The sequence below is a fragment of the Maridesulfovibrio zosterae DSM 11974 genome (assembly GCF_000425265.1).
In the GTDB taxonomy this organism is placed as follows: domain Bacteria; phylum Desulfobacterota; class Desulfovibrionia; order Desulfovibrionales; family Desulfovibrionaceae; genus Maridesulfovibrio; species Maridesulfovibrio zosterae.
Genome location: NZ_KE384342.1, coordinates 464,547 through 487,328 on the forward strand (window position 1 = coordinate 464,547; position 22,782 = coordinate 487,328).

At 41.9% G+C, this 22,782-nt stretch carries 23 protein-coding genes and 2 tRNA genes; 10 read left to right on the plus strand and 15 right to left on the minus strand.

All coding sequences use genetic code 11. The annotated features are described in order from the left end of the window. Positions 1-37: 37 nt before the first annotated feature. The 5 genes from pyrC to H589_RS0113685 are packed head-to-tail and all read right to left on the minus strand — an operon-like array spanning position 38 to position 5,325. The gene (gene pyrC, locus H589_RS0113665; protein WP_027722548.1) at positions 38-1,081 is read right to left on the minus strand and encodes a dihydroorotase; all 1,044 of its coding nucleotides are present in this window, start codon (positions 1,079-1,081) and stop codon (positions 38-40) included. Then, complete coding sequence (locus tag H589_RS0113670; RefSeq protein WP_084147004.1) at positions 1,081-2,409, minus strand: Zn-dependent hydrolase; 1,329 nt, start codon at positions 2,407-2,409, stop codon at positions 1,081-1,083. Before H589_RS0113670 ends, pyrC begins: the two co-directional genes overlap by 1 nt. Before the next feature lie 21 nt (positions 2,410-2,430). Further along, positions 2,431-3,708, minus strand: coding sequence for a TRAP transporter large permease (locus H589_RS0113675; protein WP_027722550.1), 1,278 nt, complete (start codon positions 3,706-3,708; stop codon positions 2,431-2,433). 19 nt (positions 3,709-3,727) lie between these two features. Next, entirely contained in the window at positions 3,728-4,246 is a 519-nt protein-coding gene (locus H589_RS0113680; RefSeq protein ID WP_027722551.1) for a TRAP transporter small permease, read from the minus strand. Positions 4,247-4,305: 59 nt separating this feature from the next. Further along, positions 4,306-5,325: a TRAP transporter substrate-binding protein gene (locus H589_RS0113685; RefSeq protein ID WP_027722552.1), complete on the minus strand. Its 1,020-nt coding sequence runs from the start codon at positions 5,323-5,325 to the stop codon at positions 4,306-4,308. Positions 5,326-5,672: 347 nt separating this feature from the next. Between H589_RS0113685 and H589_RS0113690 the strand changes: the two genes are divergently transcribed. Then, positions 5,673-6,560 (plus strand): helix-turn-helix domain-containing protein, encoded by an 888-nt coding sequence (locus H589_RS0113690; protein ID WP_027722553.1) that lies wholly within the window; start codon positions 5,673-5,675, stop codon positions 6,558-6,560. A 33-nt stretch (positions 6,561-6,593) separates the two neighbouring features. Here the strand turns inward: H589_RS0113690 and H589_RS0113695 are convergent, their stop codons facing one another. Then, positions 6,594-8,570: a peptidase U32 family protein gene (locus tag H589_RS0113695; RefSeq protein ID WP_027722554.1), complete on the minus strand. Its 1,977-nt coding sequence runs from the start codon at positions 8,568-8,570 to the stop codon at positions 6,594-6,596. 59 nt (positions 8,571-8,629) lie between these two features. Between H589_RS0113695 and H589_RS0113700 the strand changes: the two genes are divergently transcribed. From H589_RS0113700 to H589_RS0113735, 8 genes are all read left to right on the plus strand, one after another. Beyond that, complete coding sequence (locus H589_RS0113700; RefSeq protein ID WP_027722555.1) at positions 8,630-9,424, plus strand: iron-sulfur cluster-binding protein; 795 nt, start codon at positions 8,630-8,632, stop codon at positions 9,422-9,424. A 3-nt stretch (positions 9,425-9,427) separates the two neighbouring features. Further along, a complete protein-coding gene (locus tag H589_RS0113705) occupies positions 9,428-10,345 on the plus strand; it encodes a dihydroorotate dehydrogenase (protein ID WP_027722556.1) in 918 nt (305 codons plus the stop codon). Positions 10,346-10,439: 94 nt separating this feature from the next. Next, positions 10,440-10,529, plus strand: a tRNA-Ser gene (locus H589_RS0113710). Between the two features lie 240 nt (positions 10,530-10,769). Further along, entirely contained in the window at positions 10,770-10,994 is a 225-nt protein-coding gene (locus tag H589_RS0113715; protein WP_027722557.1) for a hypothetical protein, read from the plus strand. Then, complete coding sequence (locus H589_RS0113720; protein ID WP_156891732.1) at positions 10,978-11,511, plus strand: hypothetical protein; 534 nt, start codon at positions 10,978-10,980, stop codon at positions 11,509-11,511. The genes H589_RS0113715 and H589_RS0113720 overlap by 17 nt, the downstream gene beginning before the upstream one ends. A 129-nt stretch (positions 11,512-11,640) precedes the next feature. Beyond that, positions 11,641-11,730: transfer RNA gene (locus tag H589_RS0113725), tRNA-Ser, on the plus strand. A gap of 176 nt (positions 11,731-11,906) precedes the next feature. Continuing rightward, positions 11,907-12,506, plus strand: a complete 600-nt coding sequence (locus H589_RS21005; protein ID WP_027722559.1) for a hypothetical protein — start codon at positions 11,907-11,909, stop codon at positions 12,504-12,506. Positions 12,507-12,579: 73 nt separating this feature from the next. Further along, positions 12,580-12,849: a hypothetical protein gene (locus H589_RS0113735; RefSeq protein WP_027722560.1), complete on the plus strand. Its 270-nt coding sequence runs from the start codon at positions 12,580-12,582 to the stop codon at positions 12,847-12,849. A gap of 234 nt (positions 12,850-13,083) precedes the next feature. Here H589_RS0113735 and H589_RS0113740 read toward each other — a convergent pair whose 3' ends face one another. Together H589_RS0113740 and H589_RS0113745 are read right to left on the minus strand one after the other, a co-directional pair. After that, on the minus strand, positions 13,084-13,299 hold the full coding sequence (locus tag H589_RS0113740; protein ID WP_027722561.1) for an FmdB family zinc ribbon protein: 216 nt from the start codon (positions 13,297-13,299) through the stop codon (positions 13,084-13,086). 117 nt (positions 13,300-13,416) lie between these two features. Further along, positions 13,417-14,409: a hypothetical protein gene (locus tag H589_RS0113745; RefSeq protein WP_027722562.1), complete on the minus strand. Its 993-nt coding sequence runs from the start codon at positions 14,407-14,409 to the stop codon at positions 13,417-13,419. 361 nt (positions 14,410-14,770) lie between these two features. Between H589_RS0113745 and H589_RS0113750 the strand changes: the two genes are divergently transcribed. Next, positions 14,771-15,232: a hypothetical protein gene (locus tag H589_RS0113750; protein WP_027722563.1), complete on the plus strand. Its 462-nt coding sequence runs from the start codon at positions 14,771-14,773 to the stop codon at positions 15,230-15,232. 166 nt (positions 15,233-15,398) lie between these two features. Here H589_RS0113750 and H589_RS0113755 read toward each other — a convergent pair whose 3' ends face one another. From H589_RS0113755 to H589_RS0113785, 7 genes are read right to left on the minus strand one after another with little or no spacing between them, the layout of a single operon-like run. Then, complete coding sequence (locus H589_RS0113755) at positions 15,399-17,504, minus strand: FAD-dependent oxidoreductase (RefSeq protein WP_027722564.1); 2,106 nt, start codon at positions 17,502-17,504, stop codon at positions 15,399-15,401. Positions 17,505-17,524: 20 nt separating this feature from the next. After that, positions 17,525-18,100 (minus strand): electron transport complex protein RnfA, encoded by a 576-nt coding sequence (locus tag H589_RS0113760; protein WP_027722565.1) that lies wholly within the window; start codon positions 18,098-18,100, stop codon positions 17,525-17,527. A 19-nt stretch (positions 18,101-18,119) separates the two neighbouring features. Next, the gene (gene rsxE, locus H589_RS0113765; RefSeq protein WP_027722566.1) at positions 18,120-18,785 is read right to left on the minus strand and encodes an electron transport complex subunit RsxE; all 666 of its coding nucleotides are present in this window, start codon (positions 18,783-18,785) and stop codon (positions 18,120-18,122) included. A 1-nt stretch (position 18,786) separates the two neighbouring features. Beyond that, on the minus strand, positions 18,787-19,374 hold the full coding sequence (gene rnfG, locus H589_RS0113770; protein WP_027722567.1) for an RnfABCDGE type electron transport complex subunit G: 588 nt from the start codon (positions 19,372-19,374) through the stop codon (positions 18,787-18,789). A 3-nt stretch (positions 19,375-19,377) separates the two neighbouring features. Next, a complete protein-coding gene (locus tag H589_RS0113775; RefSeq protein ID WP_027722568.1) occupies positions 19,378-20,352 on the minus strand; it encodes an RnfABCDGE type electron transport complex subunit D in 975 nt (324 codons plus the stop codon). 2 nt (positions 20,353-20,354) lie between these two features. Beyond that, on the minus strand, positions 20,355-21,509 hold the full coding sequence (locus tag H589_RS0113780; protein WP_027722569.1) for a 4Fe-4S dicluster domain-containing protein: 1,155 nt from the start codon (positions 21,507-21,509) through the stop codon (positions 20,355-20,357). A gap of 15 nt (positions 21,510-21,524) precedes the next feature. Then, entirely contained in the window at positions 21,525-22,274 is a 750-nt protein-coding gene (locus tag H589_RS0113785; RefSeq protein WP_051249751.1) for a cytochrome c3 family protein, read from the minus strand. Positions 22,275-22,782 lie beyond the last annotated feature (508 nt).

Sequence of the window (22,782 nt, forward strand, 5' to 3'; positions counted from 1 at the left end):
AAAAAAAGCTGAACCGAATATAACGGCTCAGCCTTTATCAATCAACCAATTCCCAGTAAAGGGGAATACCCGGCTTGAATATCTTAACGACATCTCCACCGGACTTAAGCTGCCAATCAATTTCAACGGGTTTATCTCTTTTAGCCAATGTGATGGTACTGCTATTTGGAGAGAAACCGTAAAATCTGGCACCGTATATGGAAGTAAATCCCTCTAGTTTATCAAGAGCATTCATCTCTTCAAAAAACTGAGTAACATATCCAATTGATGTGGGGGCATTGAATATCCCCGCTGCTGCTTTGGATTTTTCTTTAATTCGCGCAGGATGAGGGGCGGAATCAGTGCCCAGAAAAAATCTTTCGTCGCCTGAAACAGCTGCTTTGCGGACAGCTTTACGATCAGCAAAAGTTTTAGCAATTGGCAGACAGTACATGTATGGATTAAGGCCACCGGAAAACAAATCATTACGGGTTAAATATAAATGATGGGGAGTTATGGTGGCAACCATATTTTTGTCTTGCTCAAAAACGTAGTCAACACCTTCTTTACTGGTCAGATGTTCGAAAACGATTTTAAGCTCAGGAAAATCTTTACGCAGAGGTTCAAGAACCCGATTTATGAATACTGCCTCGCGGTCAAAAATGTCAACTTCAGGGTCAACGACCTCACCATGTACTGAAAGAGGAAGACCTATCTCCTGCATAGTTTCAAGTACAGGATATACATTTGCTATATCGGTAACTCCGCTTTCAGAGTTTGTTGTTGCTCCTGCCGGGAAAAGTTTAACCGCATGGAATGCCTTAACTGCATATGCTGCTTTAATTTCTTCAGGTGATGTTGTGTCCGTAAGATAGCAGGTCATAAGCGGTTTAAAATCAGAACCTTCCGGCCGTGCATCTATTATGCGTTTGCGGTACTCTTCTGCAAGTTTGACTGTTGTAACCGGGGGAATAAGGTTAGGCATGACAATGGCACGCCCGTAGATTTTCGCTGTTGAAGGAAGCACTGCCGCAAGCATATCTCCATCCCTTAGATGAAGATGCCAGTCATCAGGTCTTATGATGGTGATTTCAGTGTTCATTACTTGAACTCCGTAATTGTGCGGTAAAGTACTGAGATACCCCGAATGAAATCTTCAATGTCCATATCTTCTTCGGGGTTGTGGGAACCATTGCGGTTTCTCACAAAAATCATTCCGGTTGAGACACCGGCATTGGCAAAAAGCGATGCATCATGTCCTGCCCCGCTGGGTATAGCTTCTACAGGTAACCCTTCTTCTACGCAAGCATTGTTTATGCGTTCTATAAGATTTTCATCAAGAACAGCAGGAGGCGTTTTTACTGGTTTATCAAATTCAAATTTAACTTTGCGTTCATAAGTAATCGTTGCACATTCTGAATGAAGCAAAGCCTCAATTGCCGCAAGAGTGTGCTCATACTGACTGCGGGCTTCAAAGCTGAAAATTACTTCGCCGGGGATACGGGACATAGCCTGATTTTGAGGATTAGTATTTAAAATACCGCAGGTAGCGACTAAATCTCCACCGTGTTGCAGAATGGTTGTCCAGTGATCATCAATGCGGGTTATGAGCTCGGAAGTGGCAAAAACAGCATCGTGCCGAAGCCAGCGTGGAACTGCGCCCGAATGTCCTGCTTCACCTGTACACTTAATGCGGCGGTGACGGAGATTACCGCGAATTCCGGTAACAGCAGCAACTGGAAGATTACGGGCAATCATAACAGGTCCCTGCTCAATATGTAATTCGAAAAAAGCTTTGATTTTTGAAGTATCAATAAGGACTTCATTTGCCCCAATTCGCTCTACTTGAGCACCACAATCTTTCATGTGTTCTTTTAAAGTTCGGCCATCATCGCGCTGAACAAGCTGTTGCTCAGATTCATCCAGTTTACCAAGAAGAGCTTTTGAGCCTAGATAACAGGCCCCGAACCATGCACTTTCTTCGCCGCGAAGGGCGATCACTTTTACTGGAATACTGGTAACTGTTCCGGTTTTCTTAATTTCTACAAGGCAGAGCAGACCTGCAATTACTCCTGCTGCTCCATCGTAATTCCCACCTTGAGGTACCGAATCAAGGTGTGACCCGATGAGAATATATTCCTGATCATCGGGGATTGATTCGAGTTCAATTACAAGGTTTGCGGCAGCGTCGCGCGAAGTGATTAATCCGTGATCTAAAGCATATTTTTCCACCATATCAAAGGCTTTGCTTTCGGCATCGCCGTATGAAGGGCGTGATACTCCGTCTTTATCCTTAGAAAGAGCTTTCAGATCAGCAAAAAGTTTTACAGCGTCATCTGTCAAATGCTCAAGACTCGGAGGATTCAAGGGCACAGGATGCGGGGTCATGGATTTTGATACATTTGTATGATCGTTTGCTATTACATTCATATTCATTCCTTATTCTTTAATTTACGGAGCAATAAGGCTGGGCAGGAAGGTTGCAAGTCCGGGGACATAGGTAACCAGAATCAGCACCAGAATGTTAATGAACAGGAAAGGCCAAACTCCATTAATGATAGACATAACCGGTTTTTCAAGGGTTGAAGAAGCAACAAAAATATCAAGTCCGAAAGGTGGCGTGATCATGCCGATACAAATATTCAGGCAGACAATCTGACCGAAGTGTATAGGATCAACGCCCATTTTTAGTGCTACAGGATAAAGAGGCGGTACAAGAATAAGCAGAGCTGAGTTAGGGTCGATAAACATTCCGGCAATGAAGAACGCTACGTTAACGATCATTAGAAATGTAATCGGTCCGGCCTGAATATCCGTCAGGAAATTGGTGATAAGAACTGGAACCTGTGCCAAAGTTACAAAATAGGACAATACACTGCCCATTGCCAGTAAAATAAAAATAATAGTTGTAGAAATAGCAGCACGTTCAGTTATATTGATCAGTCTGGAGAGTGAAAGATTTTTATAAATAAAAGCTTCAATGAGAATGGCATAAACAACTGATACTGCGGCAGCTTCAGTCGGGGTAAACAGTCCGGAGTATATACCTCCTAAAATAATTCCAGGAAGTCCCAGTGCCCAGACTGCTGATTTGAAAACGCTAAAAAAAGGAATTGTGGTTTTCTCACCTCTACCTACGCCTTTGCGAAGTGATTCAAATATGACCAGTGCAGAAAATGCAATGCCAAGTGTTATTCCGACACCAAGCCCGCCAATAAATAAACCTGTGATAGAAGTTCCTGTCATCCAGCCATAAATAATGAGTGTAATGCTCGGTGGGATCAATAAAGCTGTTTCAGCACTTGAAACAATCAGGCCCAGACTGAATTTTTCACTGAATCCGGTTTTACGTAATTCCGGATACATAAGCTTGCCCATGGCAGCAACTGTTGCAGGAGCTGATCCTGAAACAGAACCGAAGGCCATTGACCCTACAATTGTTGTGTGTCCTATTCCGCCAAGTCTGTGGGCGGTAAAATATTTGATAAGCTCAGTAAGGCGTTTGGCTATTTGACCCGAAGCCATAAGTTCTGCGGCGAATATAAAAAATGGGATTGCCAGCAGGGTAGAGAAATTGATTCCGCCAACAAGTTTTTGGATAAGAACGGGATCGGGAATACGTGGAAAAATAAATGCCTTGGTAAGAAATGCAGGTACTCCCAGTACCAGCAGCATTTCAAAACCACATACAAGCATTAAAAGGGCAATGAGGATAATTACGAGAGTCATGATTTGCTACCTGTCTTTACTATTTGGTCTCAACTAAGGTGGGGTGATAATGGCGGTCATTAGTGCCAATAAGCTCAAGAGCGTAACGCAGGGCCAGTAATAGAAATCCTATTGTGGGGGCTACATATAGCCAATACATGGGCAGGCCTAAAGTCGGGCTGAGCTGGCCTGTACGCATAACAAATTTTACTAAAGCAACTCCGAGCCATGCAAGGTAGCAACTAAAAATCATTCCGGTCATATTAATGATAAAACTGACAATCCTGCGTGGGGCGTCAGGTAATTTCTCAAAAAGAGTGGTTACCGCAACCTGCCGGCCTCTTTCTAATGCGAGACCTAAAGCCATGAATACAGCCCAGACCATAAGCAGACGGGTGGCTTCATCTATCCATGCGAAAGTGCTTGAGTATTGGGGCATGGTTTCACGAACGATAACATTAAATGTATAAAGTCCGACCATGATCAGGTTGATAGATATGATCATTACTCTTTCAATTATTCGAATCCCTGCAAGCAGGGAACTCAGCAACTTACACATTTTTTTACTCCTAAAAAAGAGACGGGAAAACAGATGTTTCCCGTCTCAATATAATCTGCCTATTTTACAATCTTAGCGTATTCAGTTTCGTAAAGCTTAATAAGTCTCTGTCCAGTAGCACCAGCGCGTGCAAGGTACGCTGCTTTGGTTCTGGGGTACATAAGTTTACGCATTTCAGCACGATCAGCATCTGAAAGATTTGAAACTTTTACTCCTGCTTTTTTGATCACAGCAAGTGCATCTTTCTGAGCCTGTTCTTTGTTCTGTTCAACACTTGGCATTACTTCCATAAAAGTATCTACGATAATTTTTTGGTAGTTAGCAGGAAGAGATTCCCACCATGCGGGGTTGAAAAGAATGTAATCTTCCATTGCACCGTGTTCAGAAAGAACAAGGTATTTCTGTACTTCATAAAATTTCATACGCTGAATGGTATCGAGAGGATTTTCTTCACCGTCAACAACACCATTTTGAAGGGCTGTATAGAGTTCTCCGAAAGGCAGGGCAATGGCGGAAGCACCAATTGCTGCAAATTGTTCGATAAGGATTTTGGAATCCATTACACGAAAAGACTGGCCTTTGTAGTCAGCCAAGGTGTTGATAGGTTTGTTAGATGTAAGGTTCTTGCGTCCATTGGGCCATGTAGCAATGGCTTTAAATCCTTTTGAATCAAAGGTCTTAAGAACTGCTTTTCCAAAAGTTCCCTGACGAAGTTCCTGAGCTTTTGCACGGTCAGCAGGAAGAATGAAAGGAATATCCATAATAGATACTGCAGGGTTGAATCCACCAAGGAAAGCTGCGGGGGAAACTGTACCTTCAATAGTTCCGAACTGAACTCCTTCGTTCATCTGGCGCTGGTTGCCTAGCTGGGAAGAAGGGAAAATTTTGAACTCAACTTCTCCACCTGTACGCTCGTTAACGAGCTTTGCTACCTTTTCCAGACCCTGATTACGGGGCTGTAAAGGAGATTCAAGGTGACCTATACGGGCTTCATACTTGGCTGCATTGGCAGAGACAACTCCGCCTACAACCATGCACAAAGCAAGTGCAAAAGTTACAAAACGTGCGAAAAATTTCATGTGGAAAGCCTCCTGATTGGTTGTGAGTGATGCTGCGGAAACAGTAACACATATTTAGGTCTGAAATAAACGGAGTTTTTTCAGATTATCCCGACTGGCAAACGGGATTGTGTTCCAAATTTTATTGCGAGCTAACAAATCTTAATGAAATATATTCAGCTGCAATTGTGATTTGATGATTTCAAGTTGGATTAAAATTGAGATTATTGTCAAGAAAAATCTCAATTTTAAAACAAATAAAAAAACTATTCACAAAAATGAGATTTTGAGTCACAATTAATAACAACGATGTCAAATTGAGATTTTTATCATATTGTATATGACTTCTGCATGGAGATGTTCAAAATATGAGCAAATTAAGCCCTAAAGAGATAGGTCAAAGATTAAAAGCATTTAGGCTGGGTAGCAAATACAGTACAGAGGAGATTGCTGCTAAGATAGGTGTCTCGAGAGCAGCTCTTTACCGTTATGAAAAGGGTGATCCTCCAAAGCTTGAAACTTTAGAGAGCATTGCAGAATTATTTGGCGTATCGCTTACAAGTCTGATGGGAGTAGGTGTTGAGTATATTTCATCAGCAATAAGTTTCTTTGAAAGAATGCGTCAGAATGAAGCTGAGTCCGAGCATCTATCTATAATGTTCGGTTTGGTTTCTTATCTTCTTACTACAGATGCTTTTGATGACTATCTTGAAATTTCCATTAAAGAAGGACTTCCTGCTGAACTTAAAGAAAATGCAGATACGAATAAGCATGTTCAGGAGGTTCTGTCTGTTCTTAAGGAGCGTAAAAAAGGCTATTATAAACGTAAGCCCGGCATGGTTAATCTTGCATCCGCTACTAACCTTGAGCAGTTTTTGCGTAATGGTTTTGTTGGAACTTTTGATTTGCCGGATGATCGTCTTAAAGAGCGGAGAATTGTTGCCCGCCGTGAAGTAGAGAATGTGATTAATCTGCTTGAGGAACAGCCCATAGGTGTTCAGATAGGAATCTTAGTAGATTCAGTTCCAAGTACTCATTTTCAAATTTTTCGGCAGGCTGAACAGTCTACTTTGTGTTTCAGCCCATATAAACTTTGTGATTTTCCTAATGTACGTCTGGGAGTGGGAATGATGACTTCGGCTCCGGAAGCTTTGGAACTGCATGAAAAAATGGTTTCAGAGCTGTGGATAAAAGCTTTGAAAGGCGGCAGGGCCGTAGATTATTTACATAAAATGATCAAGGAAAGTGGAATATAGGGCCTCCAGCACTATGCTGAAGGCCCGAATATTCTATAGTAGAGTTAGATCCCAGTTGAAATTACTGGTCCTGGTTGGTTCTGGAACTGATTTAGGCAAGGGTTCCTGAATGTCGAGGAACATGGAGTATCCCGCATTTTCAAGAACTTTACGTTCAGCTGAGAAATCAAGCGGCCATCCTGGATATATCCAGTAACTCTGTCCATATTGACGAGCCCAGCAGACTTCTTTTTTCTGGCTGTACATGGGGCTCATTAATTCAGTTTCATCAGCTATGATTCGTGATATTCCAAGCGGCCACATGCCTGAGAGAACTACTCCCAACGGCAGTGGGCTGGCTGCAGGCAGTGCAAGAAAGTCTTCACGAGCAAGCTCAGGACTTACATATGCTGAAGCAAAGCCCATATCGGCCAGTTCAGCAACGGTGAGTGGATTGGATACGTTACAAAATGGTCCAGCGTGAAAACGTAAGCGGTCGTCTTCAGGAAACATCACTTTCTGCCATGGAGAGTTAAGAACGAAGTCGCGTCCTCCACCACTTAAACAGATGTCGATAATTTTCTGGATATCTTTCTCTTCGTTGGGCCAGATTACCGGAGGCAGGTGCCACCAAATTTTTGATACAGCTGGACGCGGGGTACGCTTGAGGGCGTTCATTGAAAGCCATACATCTGTACCGAACTTAGTTTTTCCTTTTGGCGGGTTACGCTGCAATGTGTGATATGCAACACGCTCAGGTTTCCTGATTGGATGAGGCAGTTCAACCTGAAGGTTGCTGGCTGTCTTTTCCGCAACTTTGATCTTTGAAAGTTTTGAATCAAGCTGTTTGAGAGCTTTAACAAGCCCTTCTTCACGGCGGTCTATCAGGAATACTTTGGTACCTGATTTGAGGCTGGTTCTACCTCTAACAGGGATAGAAACCTTTCCGCGCTTGGGAATGAATTTCCTGATCTTAAGAGTCTGGTGACCGGGTTGATCCTGATAGCCGATACGCAGGAAATCGCCATCAAGAAGTTCCTGACGGCAGTTGAAGTATGGCTTGCCATTTTTCTCCTGCTTAGTGATGCCTATAAGGAAACCTGATCCTGTTTCGTTAGACGGGTCAAGAGGAGTGTAAGGGCGTTGCGGCAGAAAAACCGAATGTGATGTTGGTCTACCAAGAGCCAGATCAAGAAGCTCTGTAGCATCTTTTTTAGTTTTGGCATCGTTGGGATTATCACGCAACATGCGGTAGGCTGTAACAGTATAGTATACGTAATGGGGACCTTTCTTTCTACCTTCGATTTTCCATGATTTGACCTGTGGAATCGATAGAGTAGGCTTGGTCAGTACATCAAGACTGAGGTCAAGGCAGGAGAAAAGACGTTTAGGCATTTCTTTTCGTTTTGCGCCACCGTAGATTCTGCGGCATGGCTGGACACAGCGTCCACGCAGACTGCTTTTGCCACCGAAAAAGGAGCTCCAGTAGCAGCGGCCTGAAACAGAATAGCAGAGTGCTCCGTGAACAAACATTTCAAGAGACATGTTTTCCGGACAGGCTTCAGCCATCTGTTTGATTTCATCAAGGTTGAGCTCACGGGGAACAACAACTCTGTTAATGCCGAGTTTTGCTGCAGCTTTTAGTGCAGCCGGGTGGCTTGCGTTGGCGAGAGTGGAAAGGTGTAACTCTCCTTCGTAACCGGCTTGATGGGCCAGTTCTACCATGGAGAGGTCCTGAATGATCAGTCCGTCAGGTTTTACACTGCGGGTGACTCTGTCAATCAGACGGGCGGCAGAATCCATATCATCCGGTTTAACAAGTGTATTCATCGGGATATAGGTTTTTACACCGTTTTCCCTGCCCAGTTCGGCAAGAGCTGCAAGTTCGCCGGTAGCGAAATTATAAGCTTCCATACGGGCTGAAAAATGTTTAAGTCCGGCATAGACGGCATCGGCGCCTGCGGCTATAGCTGCGAGAAAAGATGTTTTATCGCCTGCCGGAGCAAGAATTTCTGGTTTATGTTCATTCATAGTGTATCACGCTGATGCCGCCCTTGTGCGGACAGCAAAAAATCTACAGGATTAAAATCATGGGTGCAAACAATTGCAGGGCTGTTAAAGTCATTGATATTAAGGCCCTTGGACTATCCTCACCCGGTGAGGAAATTGTCGAACTTAAGCTCGAGTACCCTGAGTGGGAATCGGGCTGGCGGGCCGGACAATTTGTCATGATCAGACCTTTGTCTTGGCCGTTGGACCTCATCTGGGGCCGCCCTTTCTCTATCTGTAACGCAGACGATAGTAGTCTGACTATTCTTTTTCAGGTAGTCGGGCGCGGAACTGAGCGACTTATGGAGCTTAAAAAGGGCGATAGTGTTAATATCTGGGGGCCGCTGGGTACATTTTTCAGCAAACCTACTGACCGCCCTGTGCTCATGCTCGCCGGAGGGATGGGGTTAGCTCCTTTTTGCGGATATGTCGATACCCATCCACAACATGAAAATCTGAAACTTTTCTTCGCACACCGTCCTCCGCTGGAAGATTATCCCTATAAGTCTCTTTCCGATAAAGTGGAAGTGGAAGATATTAGGGAAACTAAGCCGGAAGATATTCAGTCTATTATTGCGCGGGTAGATGATCTGGTTAAAGAGTATGCACAAAAAGATGGTCTGATTACCGCTTGTGGTCCGATGCCGTTTCTAACAACTGTTTGGAAAGCTGCAAGGAAATATGGAGCAGATGCGGAACTGTCTCTTGAAAATCGTATGGCCTGTGGCGTCGGAGCTTGCCTTGGCTGCGTGGCTAAAGATGATGATGGGCATCATACACAGGTCTGTACCACTGGTCCTGTTTTCAAAGCAAAAGATCTCAGTCTGGAGGGATAATTAATGGACGTATCAGTAGATTTTGCCGGACTGAAGCTCAAGAATCCAATTCTGACTGCATCAGGAACATTCGGTTTCGGTCTGGAATTTAAGCGTTTTGGCAATCTTGAAAGTCTCGGAGGTATAGTCGTTAAAGGGCTTTCTCTTAAACCAAGAGAAGGGAATCCAATGCCGCGTATTGCTGAAACTCCTTGCGGTATGCTCAATGCTATCGGCATTCAAAATCCTGGAGTTGAAGCATTTATCAAGCATAAGCTTCCAAAGCTTCCATGGAAAACACTTCCAGTGCTGGCAAATCTTTATGCAACCGATGCTGCCGAATTCGGTGAACTTGCAGCTGTTCTGGCTGCTGAAGAGGGGGTTGCTGCGCTTGAAGTAAATGTTTCCTGTCCGAATGTTAAAGAAGGTGGGATTGCTTTTGGTCAGGACCCTAATCAGATAACTAAGGTAGCAGAAGCCGTTAAGAAGAATGCCGGAAATAAACCGGTTATTATTAAGCTTTCACCTAATGTAACTGATATCACCGTCTGCGCTAAAGCTGCAGAAAACGGCGGGGCAGATGCTCTCTCATTAATTAATACGCTGTCCGGAATGGCGGTTGATATTGAAAGACGTAAACCGCGCTTAGCAAATGTGATAGGTGGATTATCTGGCCCAGCTGTAAAACCTGTTGCACTTAGATGCGTTTATCAGGCTGTAAATGCAGTTAAAATTCCGGTTATGGGACTGGGTGGAATTACAACAGCAGAAGACGTTGCAGAATTTCTGCTGGTGGGGGCCACAGCTGTCCAAATTGGAACGGGTAATTTTATTAGTCCGGATACAGCATTTAAGGTAGCAGAAGAATTGCCTAAAGTACTGGAGAGAATAAAAGCCGAATCTATAGATGAGTTTATAGGCAGTTTAAAATTGCCGTTGTAGGTATATTTTTCATTTAATTTAAAATAATTGGGAAAAATTTAAAAAAGTACTTGCCAAGCAGGTCTGATTTAGATAAATCCTTTTTCACCCAAGCGGAGAGGTGTCCGAGTCCGGCTTAAGGAGCACGCCTGGAAAGCGTGTTTAGGTAACACTAACGGAGGTTCGAATCCTCTCCTCTCCGCCAGAATGATTATACAACCCCTTACAACGAAAGTTGTGAGGGTTTTTTTTGTTGGTAAAACGTTATGTTTCTTAGAGTTCTTGTTGTAGAAAATGGTCTAAAAACAGTATTAAATGTATATCTTTGCACTTGCGATTTTCAGAGAAGTCATTATTCTGTAATGACTAAAAGTTATTTCAACATAAAAAGTATAGTGATATTTTTATTATTTTAGAAAAATGTTAAATATAGAAGGTTACTTGAATGTCACGTTTAATGACGGTTATATATGGTGCAGCCAGAATTCTTGATATTTATGGTGTTGGTACCCAGGTTACGTATAATAGAATTATTGCAAAAAGAGATAATCGGTCTGATTCAGAAAAGATAGCTGGAGATATGGAAAAAGTTGCCGATGATTTGAATAGTGCTATAAGTCGCTATAAATTGGAAATAACAGATGGTAGAAGTCATGGAAAACGAGCTTAAGAAAAATTATGACATTGATGATACTGAGGATAGTGGTACGCCAGATACTATTTACGAACCTGATGTGGATAAGAACTTAGAGAGGAATGCCGCAAAAAAGCATATGATGGTTTCACAACAGTATTGCGGTCCACTACCTACCCCTAAAATGCTGAAAGAATATGGTGATGTTGTTAAGGGGTTGCCAGAAGCTTTAACTACAAGTTTTATTAAGGAAAGTGAACATCGTCGGGAAATGGAGCTTAAAGAACACGAGCTTGAGAAGATTTATGTTCATGCTTCTATTAACGATAGTCATCGGGGCTCATGGTTTGGCTTTCTTCTATGTGCTGGTGCAATTGCTGGTGGTGTTTATGCGGCTGTGAGTGGAGCTCAAATAGCAGGTGGATTGATAGGCTGTTCAGGAATGGCTGGTCTTGTTATTGCTTTCAAAAGCGGGATAAATATTTCTCCAAATTCGAATAGTCCGGAAACCGAAAAAACTTCTGACCAATCACAACAGGAAGTTGATTCCTAACTTTATATTTAATACGTATTTTATATGTTATAATTAAACACTACATTATCTTTTTTTGTTAAAATTTCAATAATTCCAAAAAGTACTTGCCAAGCCATCAGGATTTAGCTAAACACATTCTTCCCAAGCGGAGAGGTGTCCGAGTCCGGCTTAAGGAGCACGCCTGGAAAGCGTGTTTAGGTAACACTAACGGAGGTTCGAATCCTCTCCTCTCCGCCAGAATGGTTATACAGCCCTTTACAACAAAAGTTGTGAGGGGCTTTATTTTTGGTAAGAATGAATTTTGTTATTGCATTAATATAAGTTCTAATTGACTGACATGTCGCTAAATATTATTTTTCATCTCATGTATTTTATTCGTATTAACCATGTTAATTTTTACTATTAGAATTATTATGAAAAAACATTTTGTTCCGCTGCTTGCTACTTGCGTCTGTCTGTTAATGCTAATGCCAGCTATCTCCAGTGCTTCCAGCATAAATCTTGTTCAAGATTCTACAGTATCTTTGAATGGTAAGTTTCATGGTAAAACGTCTTATATCAGTGATGGGCTTGTTGAAACAGGCACCAAATGGTCTAAGAAGTCTGTCTGGTGGAGTGGTAACAGTCAGTCAATTGAAATAACTCTTAATGGTCAGCAAAAAATAAGTTCTATAGCTGTTCAGGCTGACAGTAATGACGCATATGCTGTTGATTACTGGGATGCTGTGGAAAATATATGGAAGCATGCCTATACAGCTGAAGTGACCAAGACTGAAGATAATAACTGGCTCGCTGGCCTAGATTTGCGTGAATCTAAATCCGGTTTGAATATTCTTTCCGATAAAATTCGTATTTCAGCTGTATCAGGTGATGATAACTATTCTGTTTCTGAAGTTATAGTTAATTCAGCTCCGACACCAATTCCTTCAGCAATCTTTTTGCTTGGCGGAGGGCTTGGCGGGTTAGCATTTCTCAGACGGAGATTCAGTCTTGGCAAAGGGGCAGTCTTATAGGATCAGTTGACATTGTTCCCCACACCATTATGATAGCGCGGTTCAATTATCCGTAAAAGTGTGAGGAAATATAATGATTTTACCCGGAATGGCTAAAGATAGTGTTACTCTGGTCAAAGAGAATGGTGAACGCATTGAAGGACTGAAAGCAGTTGTTTCGCTTCGCCGTATTGTTACTTTCCATACTGATATTGTTATGGAATCTAAAGATATGATGATCAGAGAGTTACCCGATGGCGGGAAGGAAGCATATTTATTTCTTGATGTTATGCTTAACGATGCAAAGGATGGAATCCCAGCCAATTATCAGATAACTGTTCGCAAGGTTGTAGTTCCTGAATAAAAAATTGTTTTCTTTGACCCATCCTGAAATAGATTTATACCCAAAGGACCTATTATATGAAAAAGCCCTCGTAGTTTGTACGGGGGCTTTTCAATTTGGCTTAGTTCACAAATTTATTGAAGAATATAAATTATAATAAGATGTAATCAGGATAATATACTAAAACTGGCAGAATGCTCGCAATTCTGGCAATGGCACCAAAGTCATTAAAATTTTATTAAATGGGAAAGACCCTTAAGAACAACTTCCGCCACTGCATCCTTTACAAGGTTCTCTGTAGCCGCCCATGCCGCTTGGAATACCGTTGGGTCTGACATTTCCGCAGGAAAGTAGCTTTTCACAGTCCTTTGCTCCGCAATCGGGACAATCTGCCGTTGCTTCCTTACCGGGCATAATCAGTTCATCAAATTCTTTTCCACATTCAGTGCATTTAAATTCATGAATTGGCATATTTTACTCCTGTATTCTTAAAAATTATATGAATAGAAGTTTTAACTCCTAATTTTAGCTACAGGAATATGGGTAAGAAAAAAAAGGGTGCATATCAAGTAAAAATACCGTGATCAGTTAAATTGATTTGGAGAGAAGAGTTCCTCCGCCCAATCCACCCAACTGTGAGAAAAAACCGCCAATCTGATTATGTACCTGCTGAGCTTGTGAATCCTGCTGAGCCTGAATTTTTGAAGCCTTATCAAGCAATGTATTTATGTGTTTTGTCAGTTGGGATAGAGTATCCTGCTCTTTGTCTGTCAGTGTTCTTTCTTTTGCTATATTGGTAAGGGCATCAGCTTGTTTATCAAGTGTATTGAATAGATTTTTTTCAGCATTGCTCAGTCCATGAGTGGCAAGACTTCCTACAATCTGTTCCATTTCTGAAATGATCTCATCAGCACGTTTATCTTCTTCAGGTGTAAGTTCTTTTTTTGTTGTCCCTTTGATTTTATCCATTTCTGCATTCAGTTTGTCCGCTTCAGCCTGCTCTTCTTTGGTCAGTTTTTTGGGACCTTCAATCCCGAAAATTTCTTTAAGTTCATTTTGAATGGAGGATTCTTTTTTCTTTTCAGCAGCAGTAAGAACTTTTCCTTCAGGATAATATAATTTTTTAAGCTCCCATTTAAGGCTTTCAGCTCTTTTTTTATCAGCACCTTCAGGGTCTTTGGTTGGCAAAATGTTGTACAGCTTGTCTAGCTGTTCCTGAATATCATCAACTTTTTTCTGTTCCTCAGATGTCAATTTTTTGGGTTCACCGTCTAGCCCATACAGCTTATCCAATTCTTGCTTAAGTTCATTGAACCTCTTTTCTTCTTCCTCACGGACTGATTTATCATTAACACCGTATATGTTGTTAAGCTGAGAATAATATGAGTTGACTTGTTGTTGTTCATCTGCATCAAGGCTTAAGCTCATAGATGCGAATTGCATTTGAAACTGCCTGCGAATCTGGCTGCGGCTCATATCTTTAGTTATGGTCGGTGTTTTATCAGCCTGAGTATTATTGGAGATATTGCTAAAATAGTTACTGGCTGTATTGGTGCCGCTTAGTAGAGGACTGGTAATCATTTGACGCTCCTGAAGATAGAAAAATAATTAATATTAAGAAAAATTTTCCTGATTTAAATATTTCTTAATATTAAGCAAAATCCATGCCGCACTGGTAAAGTGAATAGGTATCGTATTTGAAAAATACTATGAGTACTTGATTTGAAAAAATATGTAATTATAGGGTAATGAAGAGTAAATTTAAAATAATAACAAAAGTTAAGTAACAGGATGGTTGCAGAATCTAGGGTTTTATGAGACTTACTTGATGGATTCAGGGTCTAGGGACAAAATTTTAAAAAAAGTATATTTTCTTGATTTGAAATAGTCCTTAACGTAAACTAATTTTTCGTTTTTAACACGATCATTTAGGAGGAATAAAATGAGCGCAGCAACTGAAAAAGTGCATCAGATGGAAGATTACCAGAACAAAGATGGCGTTGAAGCGATTGAACAGGAAATCGCTGCCAGCGTTAGTGAAACAGCTCAGAAAGATATGGGCAAAGTAGCTATTATCATTTCTTTTATGGCAGTAGTTCTTCTTGTTGTATTTTTCTATGGACTCAATCAAAATCTCAGCAACCTTACTTCTGAAGTGAAAGATCTTCAGAGTGTTCGCGGCGAAGTTGCCGACTTGAATACTCATATGGAAGCTGTTGACGGTCGTTTGGTGGAACTTGAAAAACTTCCCCTTAAGACTAGACATATTATTATGGACGGCATTATCGATGAAATGAACCAGAAAGCTGCTTACGTTGGAGCTCAGCTCGACGAAGCAGAGCAGGCAAAACTTGCACAGGTTCAGGAAATCCTCAAGGACGTTCAGTCCGGCCTCCAGAAATAATAGCTTTGATCTGATCAAAGTTAAGGCGCACGGGTTAAGTACCTGTGCGCCTTTTTTAAGGTCAAAAATTTATCTGAGAAGCGCAATCACTACTCCTAGGATGGGTAGTATGTTTTTTCTCATTATGAAACATAGATTTTATGAGAAATTTTTCAATCGAGATTATCTATTTTACTTTTTCTCCGACGCGTGAAGTCCTAATATCTTCGAGTGGAATATCGCGGTCATAGCAGATCAATCCACAGCGCAGGCAACGTGAAGTCTCAAGCTTCAAATCCTCTTCACATAAGCAGCCTTCAACTTCACTGAAAGTAGATATCCTTTCATCTCCTTCGCAAAGATGCGGCATTTTAGAGCGTTCTTTTTGTTTGCATCCGTCTACATCTGCGAAAAGAGTATAGGGGATGAGGTCTCGCATGATATTCTCAGTCACAGGAATAGTTTCTGTTGTAAGCAGGTCATGTATTGAACGTGCTGCACGCCTGCCTGCTCCTACTGCGGAAATGACAAGATCGGGACCTGAAAAAGCATCGCCTCCGGCAAAGACATAGGGAATTGATGTTTGCAATGTATCAGGGTCAGCGTTGATAGTACGCCAGTTGGTAAAATCAATCTGACATTGCTCTTCACCATCAGTATAAAAACAGGAAAGTTGTGGCTTTTGGCCAATGGCAGAAATAATAGTATCCACGGGATAGCGAACTTCAGAACCTTTTACAGGAACCGGGCGTCGCCGTCCTGATTTATCCGGTTCTCCAAGCTCCATTTTGACGCATTCAAGGTGAGTTGCAACACCGTTATTCGTGATGACTTTGGTTGGAGCTGATAGAAAAATAAATTTTACTCCTTCGTCGGCTGCCGCATCAATTTCTTCCGTGTTGGCCGGCATCTCATTTCTGGTTCTTCTATAAAGCATAGTAACGTCACAGCCAAGACGAATGCTTGTTCGTGCGGCATCAATGGCTGTATTTCCACCACCTACAACTATTACTTTCTGTCCTATTCCCGGCCTTTGTCCCAGACCTATTGATGTAAGAAATTCCGTTCCTGATAATACTCCTTCAGCATCTTCCCCATCAATTCGTAACGATCCGCTGGCCCATGCTCCAATTCCAAGAAAAAATGATTCAAATCCATCTTGTTGAAGTGTTTCTATAGAAATATCAACGCCAAAATTTTTGTTTAGCTGTACGTCAATTCCTAGATCGATAATGCCTTGAATTTCCCATTTTAAATCTTTTTTTGGAAGTCTGTATTCTGGAATTCCATAGCGTAACTGGCCACCAAGCTCAGGCATTGATTCAAAAATAGTGGGACTGTGCCCCAGACGGCGTAGAAAATATGCGCAGGAAAGTCCGGCAGGACCGCCGCCGATAACAGCCACTTTGCGTCCTGTATTTTTTGCGCACGGAATTTTGAGACGCAGATTATTCTTCATTTCCCAGTCAGCAACAAACCGTTTGATCATGTTAATTCCGACAGGTTTATCTACATGCTTGCGACGGCAGACATCTTCGCATGGTCGTGGACAAACTCTGCCGCAGACCAGCAGCAGGGGATTACGTTCACGTATAATGTTGACTGCTTCGGCGTAATCTCCTTTATTGGCTGCCTCAATGTAGCGTGGAATATTTATTTGACCGGGACATTTTTGCTGACAGGGAGCAAGGCAGTCAGTGATCTCTTCCTGATGAATCAGTTTTGCACTCATGGATACAATGGACAGAACACCTCGGGGACAGGCATCAACACATTTTCGGCAGGCTCTGCAAGCCAGCGGATCGATGACAGGCAGGCCTTCAGGATTCATATCAATTGCATCAAATGGACATACTGCCTCACAGGTTCCGAGGCCGAGACAACCTTCGGGACATGTAATACTGCCATCGTAAAGCAGAGCCTGGGCACGACAGTCTCCGGCTCCTTCGTAATTGAAAAGTTCTTCGGCCCGTTTTCCGCCGGTACAGTCCCTAAATGCCAGTTCCGGTTCCATTTCGAGAACTTCCAGTCCCATTACACTACCAACAGCTTTGGCTGTTTCTATTCCTCCGATAACGCAGACATTAGCCCCGGATTTTCCAGCAATAACGGCATTAGCTGCGCCGGAGCATCCTGCATAACCGCAACCACCGCAGTTAACGCCGGGTAAAACATTTTCAACCTGCGCAATTCGCGGATCTTCTTTGACATGCAGAATTTTTGAGGCAGCAGCAAGTATGGTTGCTGCTGTAAAACCAAGGCCGATGAGTACTAGTAGAGATGATAAAATCATAATTTAACCTGCTGATTTTTTTAAATCATTCCCTTGAAAACAAAAAAAGTAAGTGACATCAAGCCTGCCATGATGAGAGCTATCGGGGTTCCTTTCATCGCATTAGGTGTTCTTGAAACTTCTATGCGCTCGCGTATAGCGGAAAGTACAACAAGAGCGAGCATGAAACCGAGTCCGGAGGCAAAAGAAAAGGCAACCGTTTTAACAAAAGTAAATTCTTCACGCTGGCAGATAATAGCAATCCCCATAACTGCACAGTTGGTAGTGATGAGCGGCAGGAAAATCCCCAGAGCTTTATAAAGAGGAGGGACTACTTTCTTAAGAAACATTTCCACGAATTGTACCAATGCAGCAATAACCAGAATAAAAGTGAGTGTTTGAAGGTATTCAAGTCCCAGAGGTGCAAGCAGATATTCTTGAACAGCCCAAGTTATTGAAGCGGCCATTGTAGCTACAAATACGACAGCTCCTCCCATTCCAAGAGCCACTGATATTTTTTTGGAAGTTCCGATGAAAGGACAGTTTCCAAGATATTGAGCAAGAACGATGTTGTTTACGAATATTGCAGAGATGAAAAGGAGAAAATATTCTTTCATTTGAATTATTCCTTATAATCTAGCGGCTGCATATTCCGCATGCTTTGCATTCATGGGTGGGATTTTCAAGTACTTCAAGTCCTTTTTTCTTGCGTTGCCAGCTGGTATAGGCATTCATGCCTGAAAGCAGAATTCCAAGACATACAAATGCCCCCGGTGCTTCAACCATAAAGCTGAACGGTTTGAAGCTCACAGGCATAATTTGTGAACCGAAAAGGGTTCCATATCCAAATAGTTCCCTGAGTCCTCCCAGAAGTGTCAGGGAGAAAGTAAAACCTATGCCCATCCCAAGGCCGTCAGCAGCAGAGAGAAGAATTGTATTTTTAGATGCAAATGCTTCAGCGCGTCCTAAAATAATGCAGTTAACAACAATGAGGGGAACAAATATTCCAAGTTGTTGGTATAGTGGGTATGCATAAGCCTGCATGAGAAGCTCAACAGCAACAACAAGTGAAGCTGCAATTACAATGAAGCAGGCAATGCGTACTTTGGCAGGAATTATTTTTCTGAAAAGTGAGACCAGTATGTTTGACATAGTAAGTACGAAGATTACGGCTAATCCCATACCGAAGCCGTTATCAGCTGTTTTGGTAACCGCCAGTACCGGACAAAGCCCCAGAACAACTTTAAAAGGGGGAAGGTCAGTCCATAGACCTTTTGAAAATTCTTTCCATAATCTATTCATATTATGACCCCTGTGACCATGTGTTTTCGAGCTGAGGCTTTATCTCATTAAAAATATTTATGGCTTTTTTTACAGCTTCAACTGTTGCGGTTGAAGATATTGTTGCACCGGAGATCCCGTCGATATTCCCTCCTTTGGAGCTGAGCTCTACAGAGGTCATATGGTTACGGAATTGGTTTGTGAAGCCGTGTTTTGCAACTCTTGCCCCTATGCCCGGAGTTTCTTTCATGGTGGTTATTCCAATTCCTGAAAGATTATTGCTTGAAAGGTTGAATCCAACCATAACGCCGACATCACCTCCATATCCTTTGGCGAATGTTTCAAAGGCTACACCAAGTAGTTTGCCATCCTTTATTGCAGGAAAAACAGTAATTTTATTTGCATTTTCCGGTAGTTTAAAATTCTTGCGATCTCGTACAGGAGAATTGTCATATTCTTTTAAAACCTGACTGATCGCCGGACCTTGAACATAGGTCAGGACCTGTTCTTCTATTTTGCTTCCGGTGGCATCTTTAAGGCTTGCCAGACTTATACTGGACAGTCCGCAAAACAGTGTAAGAACTACAATCATTTTCAGAGCTTCATTCATTTTTTACCTCTGTAAATGGATATTTGTAACACCGCCGAATGGTGCAGGTCTGATTTTATCAAAAAGCGGAGTCATTAGATTTGCCAGTAATATGGCAAATGGAACTCCGTCCGGATACATGCCGTAGACCCTTATTAATATGACCATTATGCCGGCAGTTAAGCCGTATGCAATCATAGGGATATGCCCGACAGGTGATGAAGAGGTGTCGGTTAGCAGAAAGAAAGCTCCGAATAGAGTTGATCCGCAAAGCAAATGGTACTGTATCGGAGCATATTTCAAGGGATCAATGACATGAAATAGGGAGGCCGTTATGGCAACTCCAGCTATAAAAGCAAATGGAATGTCCGGTCTGATTATTTTACGTCCCAGCATATAAATTCCGCCGATAATTATTGCGCCTGCCTGAGCTGCTCCCGTTCCACCAAGCTGGTTTCCTAGAATCAAATTTTTGATAGAATATTCATTAAGTATTTCAGGACCGAAATTTTTAAGTTGGCTTAATGGATAAGTCAGTTCAGAGGCCAGCATTGTCATATCGAAATTCATAAGGTCCGGCCAGGATACGGTTATAACAGCCCATCCTACCAGAGGAGCACATAGCGGGCTGGCTCCGAGTCCTCCAAAAACCATTCTTCCTATTATTATGGAGAAAGCGCTACCTACCGTCACAAGCCACCAAGGAGCAGCAGGTGGGATGAGAAAGCCGAACATCAGACCGCAGAGAAGTGTTGTAAAGTTATTTGCTTCGACCTTTCTTTTCATGATGTACAGGCATACTGTCTCGGTAATCACCGCAATAAATCCTGAGAGAGCCAATACACGCACAGCCTGCATATGGTAATGCCAGATGGCAAACAATATAGCAGGAGTCAGGGCAAAAATAGTTTCAAGTGCACTGTTCTTGATTGTCCGTCCGCAATGAATATGTGACGGGGATGAGACGGTGAGTACTGGTGATCCGGTAATTGGTTTCATGGTTATTTCCGTAGGTCTTCAAGTATCGGTTGCTTTGAAAGTTCTTTTTTTGCCAGACGAATATATTGCAGTACTGGGCGTTGGGCCGGGCACCAATAGGTGCACAGACCGCATTCAAAACAGGAAGCGATATTATAAGCCAGTGTGTTTTCGAATAATCCGAACTCTGAATGACGTGAAATCATATTAGGCATGATTCTGGCCGGACATTTAATGACACATTCACCGCATCCCACACACGGAGAATCTTTGATTGTAGGTTCAGATCCGCTGCTCAGAACAGTTATAGCCTGGGTTGAAGGACTAATTCCATGTCTCAGAGTATAGACAGCCTCGCCTGATAAAGGGCCTCCCAGAATGACTCTATCGTGTTGTGAAACAGTAAAACCTGCCAGACGTGCTAGAAGGCCAACCTGAGTTCCGACAGGAGCCTGGAAAAGAGTTGCTCCTACTTTAACCATTATATCAGAGACAGGCTGCTTTCCATGAATAGTGCGACCTATGCGGTAAAGGGTTGCGGCATCAATAACTGATACTTCCGGCGGCATTTCCTTTCCTGTTACGGCTTTTACCACCATTGCATTTAAACCTTCAGGGTACACTGGATTAATCTCATGAACTGTACATCCGGCAAGAGTCCAGTTCATTCCTTTCGGTATGGCGATGGTGCAGGCTATGGGAGTTAGGGCATCCTTTAGATAAGTCAGTCCTTCAATCATTATGCTGTTAAATTCTTCAATTAGAAAGCGATGACCGTCAATTCCAGATTCAGGGGGAACGGCGTTTATAATAAGCGTGCATCCTTGCTTAAGGTGCTGAACGTTTATTCCTGCGTTACGAAGGTTATCAAGCATTGTCCTGGAATCTGCTGTACTGAATTCCAAAAGGTCGGCAATTCTGTCTCCTTCTGTTTTTATAAGAATAAAATTTGTTTTTACATCAAGTACAGTGCCGGACACAGATGAGTGGAGCGCTGCCTGTGTACCGTAATTATCTGCGGCTATCCGTTGTCCCCTAGCAACCTGCTGTCCTATTTCCACTAAAGAACTGAGTCCTGTTGTTTCTATAGATATGGTCAGAGGAATGTTCGATTCCTGTTCACGGACATTTACAATAGGGCCCCGCTCCGTTGGGGTGAGTGAAAATAACGGATTCATATTGATTTCATTACCTTATTTTAAATGACATTTGTTACAGTCATTGTCTTTATATGGGCCACGTTTCAGTTCTTTATGGCAGTCCATACATTTATCATGAAATGCATCTAAGCGCTTAAGAACTAGATCTTTTCCTTTTTCGCTTTTATGGCATTGTTCACACGGTGTATGATCTCCAGTGTAGTCTTTCATATTTCGCATTTTATGGCAGGGAGTACAGCCTTTCAGCCCTTCTTTGAACATGTCGTCATGGCAGCTTATACATCTGTCATGTGCTGCGTTGCGGACACTGGGGATTTCTTTCGTGCCTGCATTGGTATGGCAGTTCCCGCATTTTTGCGGTTCTTTTTCAATATCAGGGGTATGGTGGCAGGCTTGGCAGTTTTCTTCAGCGTATTCTTCATGTGCTTCGTGATCAAAGCTAAGCTTTCCAAGCTCAGCGTGGTGGCACTTAATACAATAGCTGTTATCTGGAAAAGAATTGATATGATTACGAACGTAGTCGCGATCAAATGTTTGAGGATGGCATGATCCGCAAGGCAATGGCTCATTTGAATTTCCCTGACGTTCATGGTGGCATTTGTCGCAGGGAATTTCATAGTCTCTGTGGTGTTTTATGTGGGCGAAAATGACTTTTCCACCGCTGTTTTTGAAAAGAATTCGAACAGGTATTTTTTGCTTTTCAGTTGGAGTTACATATCCGGCAACGGCTAATCCGATAAGAACTGTAAGAACAATTGTGATGGGAATATTATTTTTATTCACCCAAACATCCTCATTTTATAAAGAATCTTAGTTATATATTCTATATGGAAGAGGTCGGAATTTGTCCAGCATAAATTTTTGTATGTGCAAAAAAGATCATGCATATGGTTACTGTAATATTATAGTTAAATAGCTCTAAAAATAAATTGTTAGCAGATTATGGTATACAAATATATAACAGATAAAATTAATATAAATTAAAATGTAATGGTGTCTTTTTTTGCAAATTCTACAATCATCGGTCTGAATTATTACTCGATCGTATCTATAAAAATAGGTCTTCTGGAGCATTCATATATCCTGTTAGTATTATTTTTATCCCTTTAATGCTTATTTATATAATTTTTTGCATTTTAAAAATGTTTTATGATCTAAATTTTGTCATATTTTTCAAAAAAAATTGCTGTTTTCATAAAAGTATTTCTGTTGTGACATAATAGAAACATTCTGCTGCTAATTACCTCACTCAAGGATTAGACTAATTGTTTCTGATTCGGAGAAAATTAAA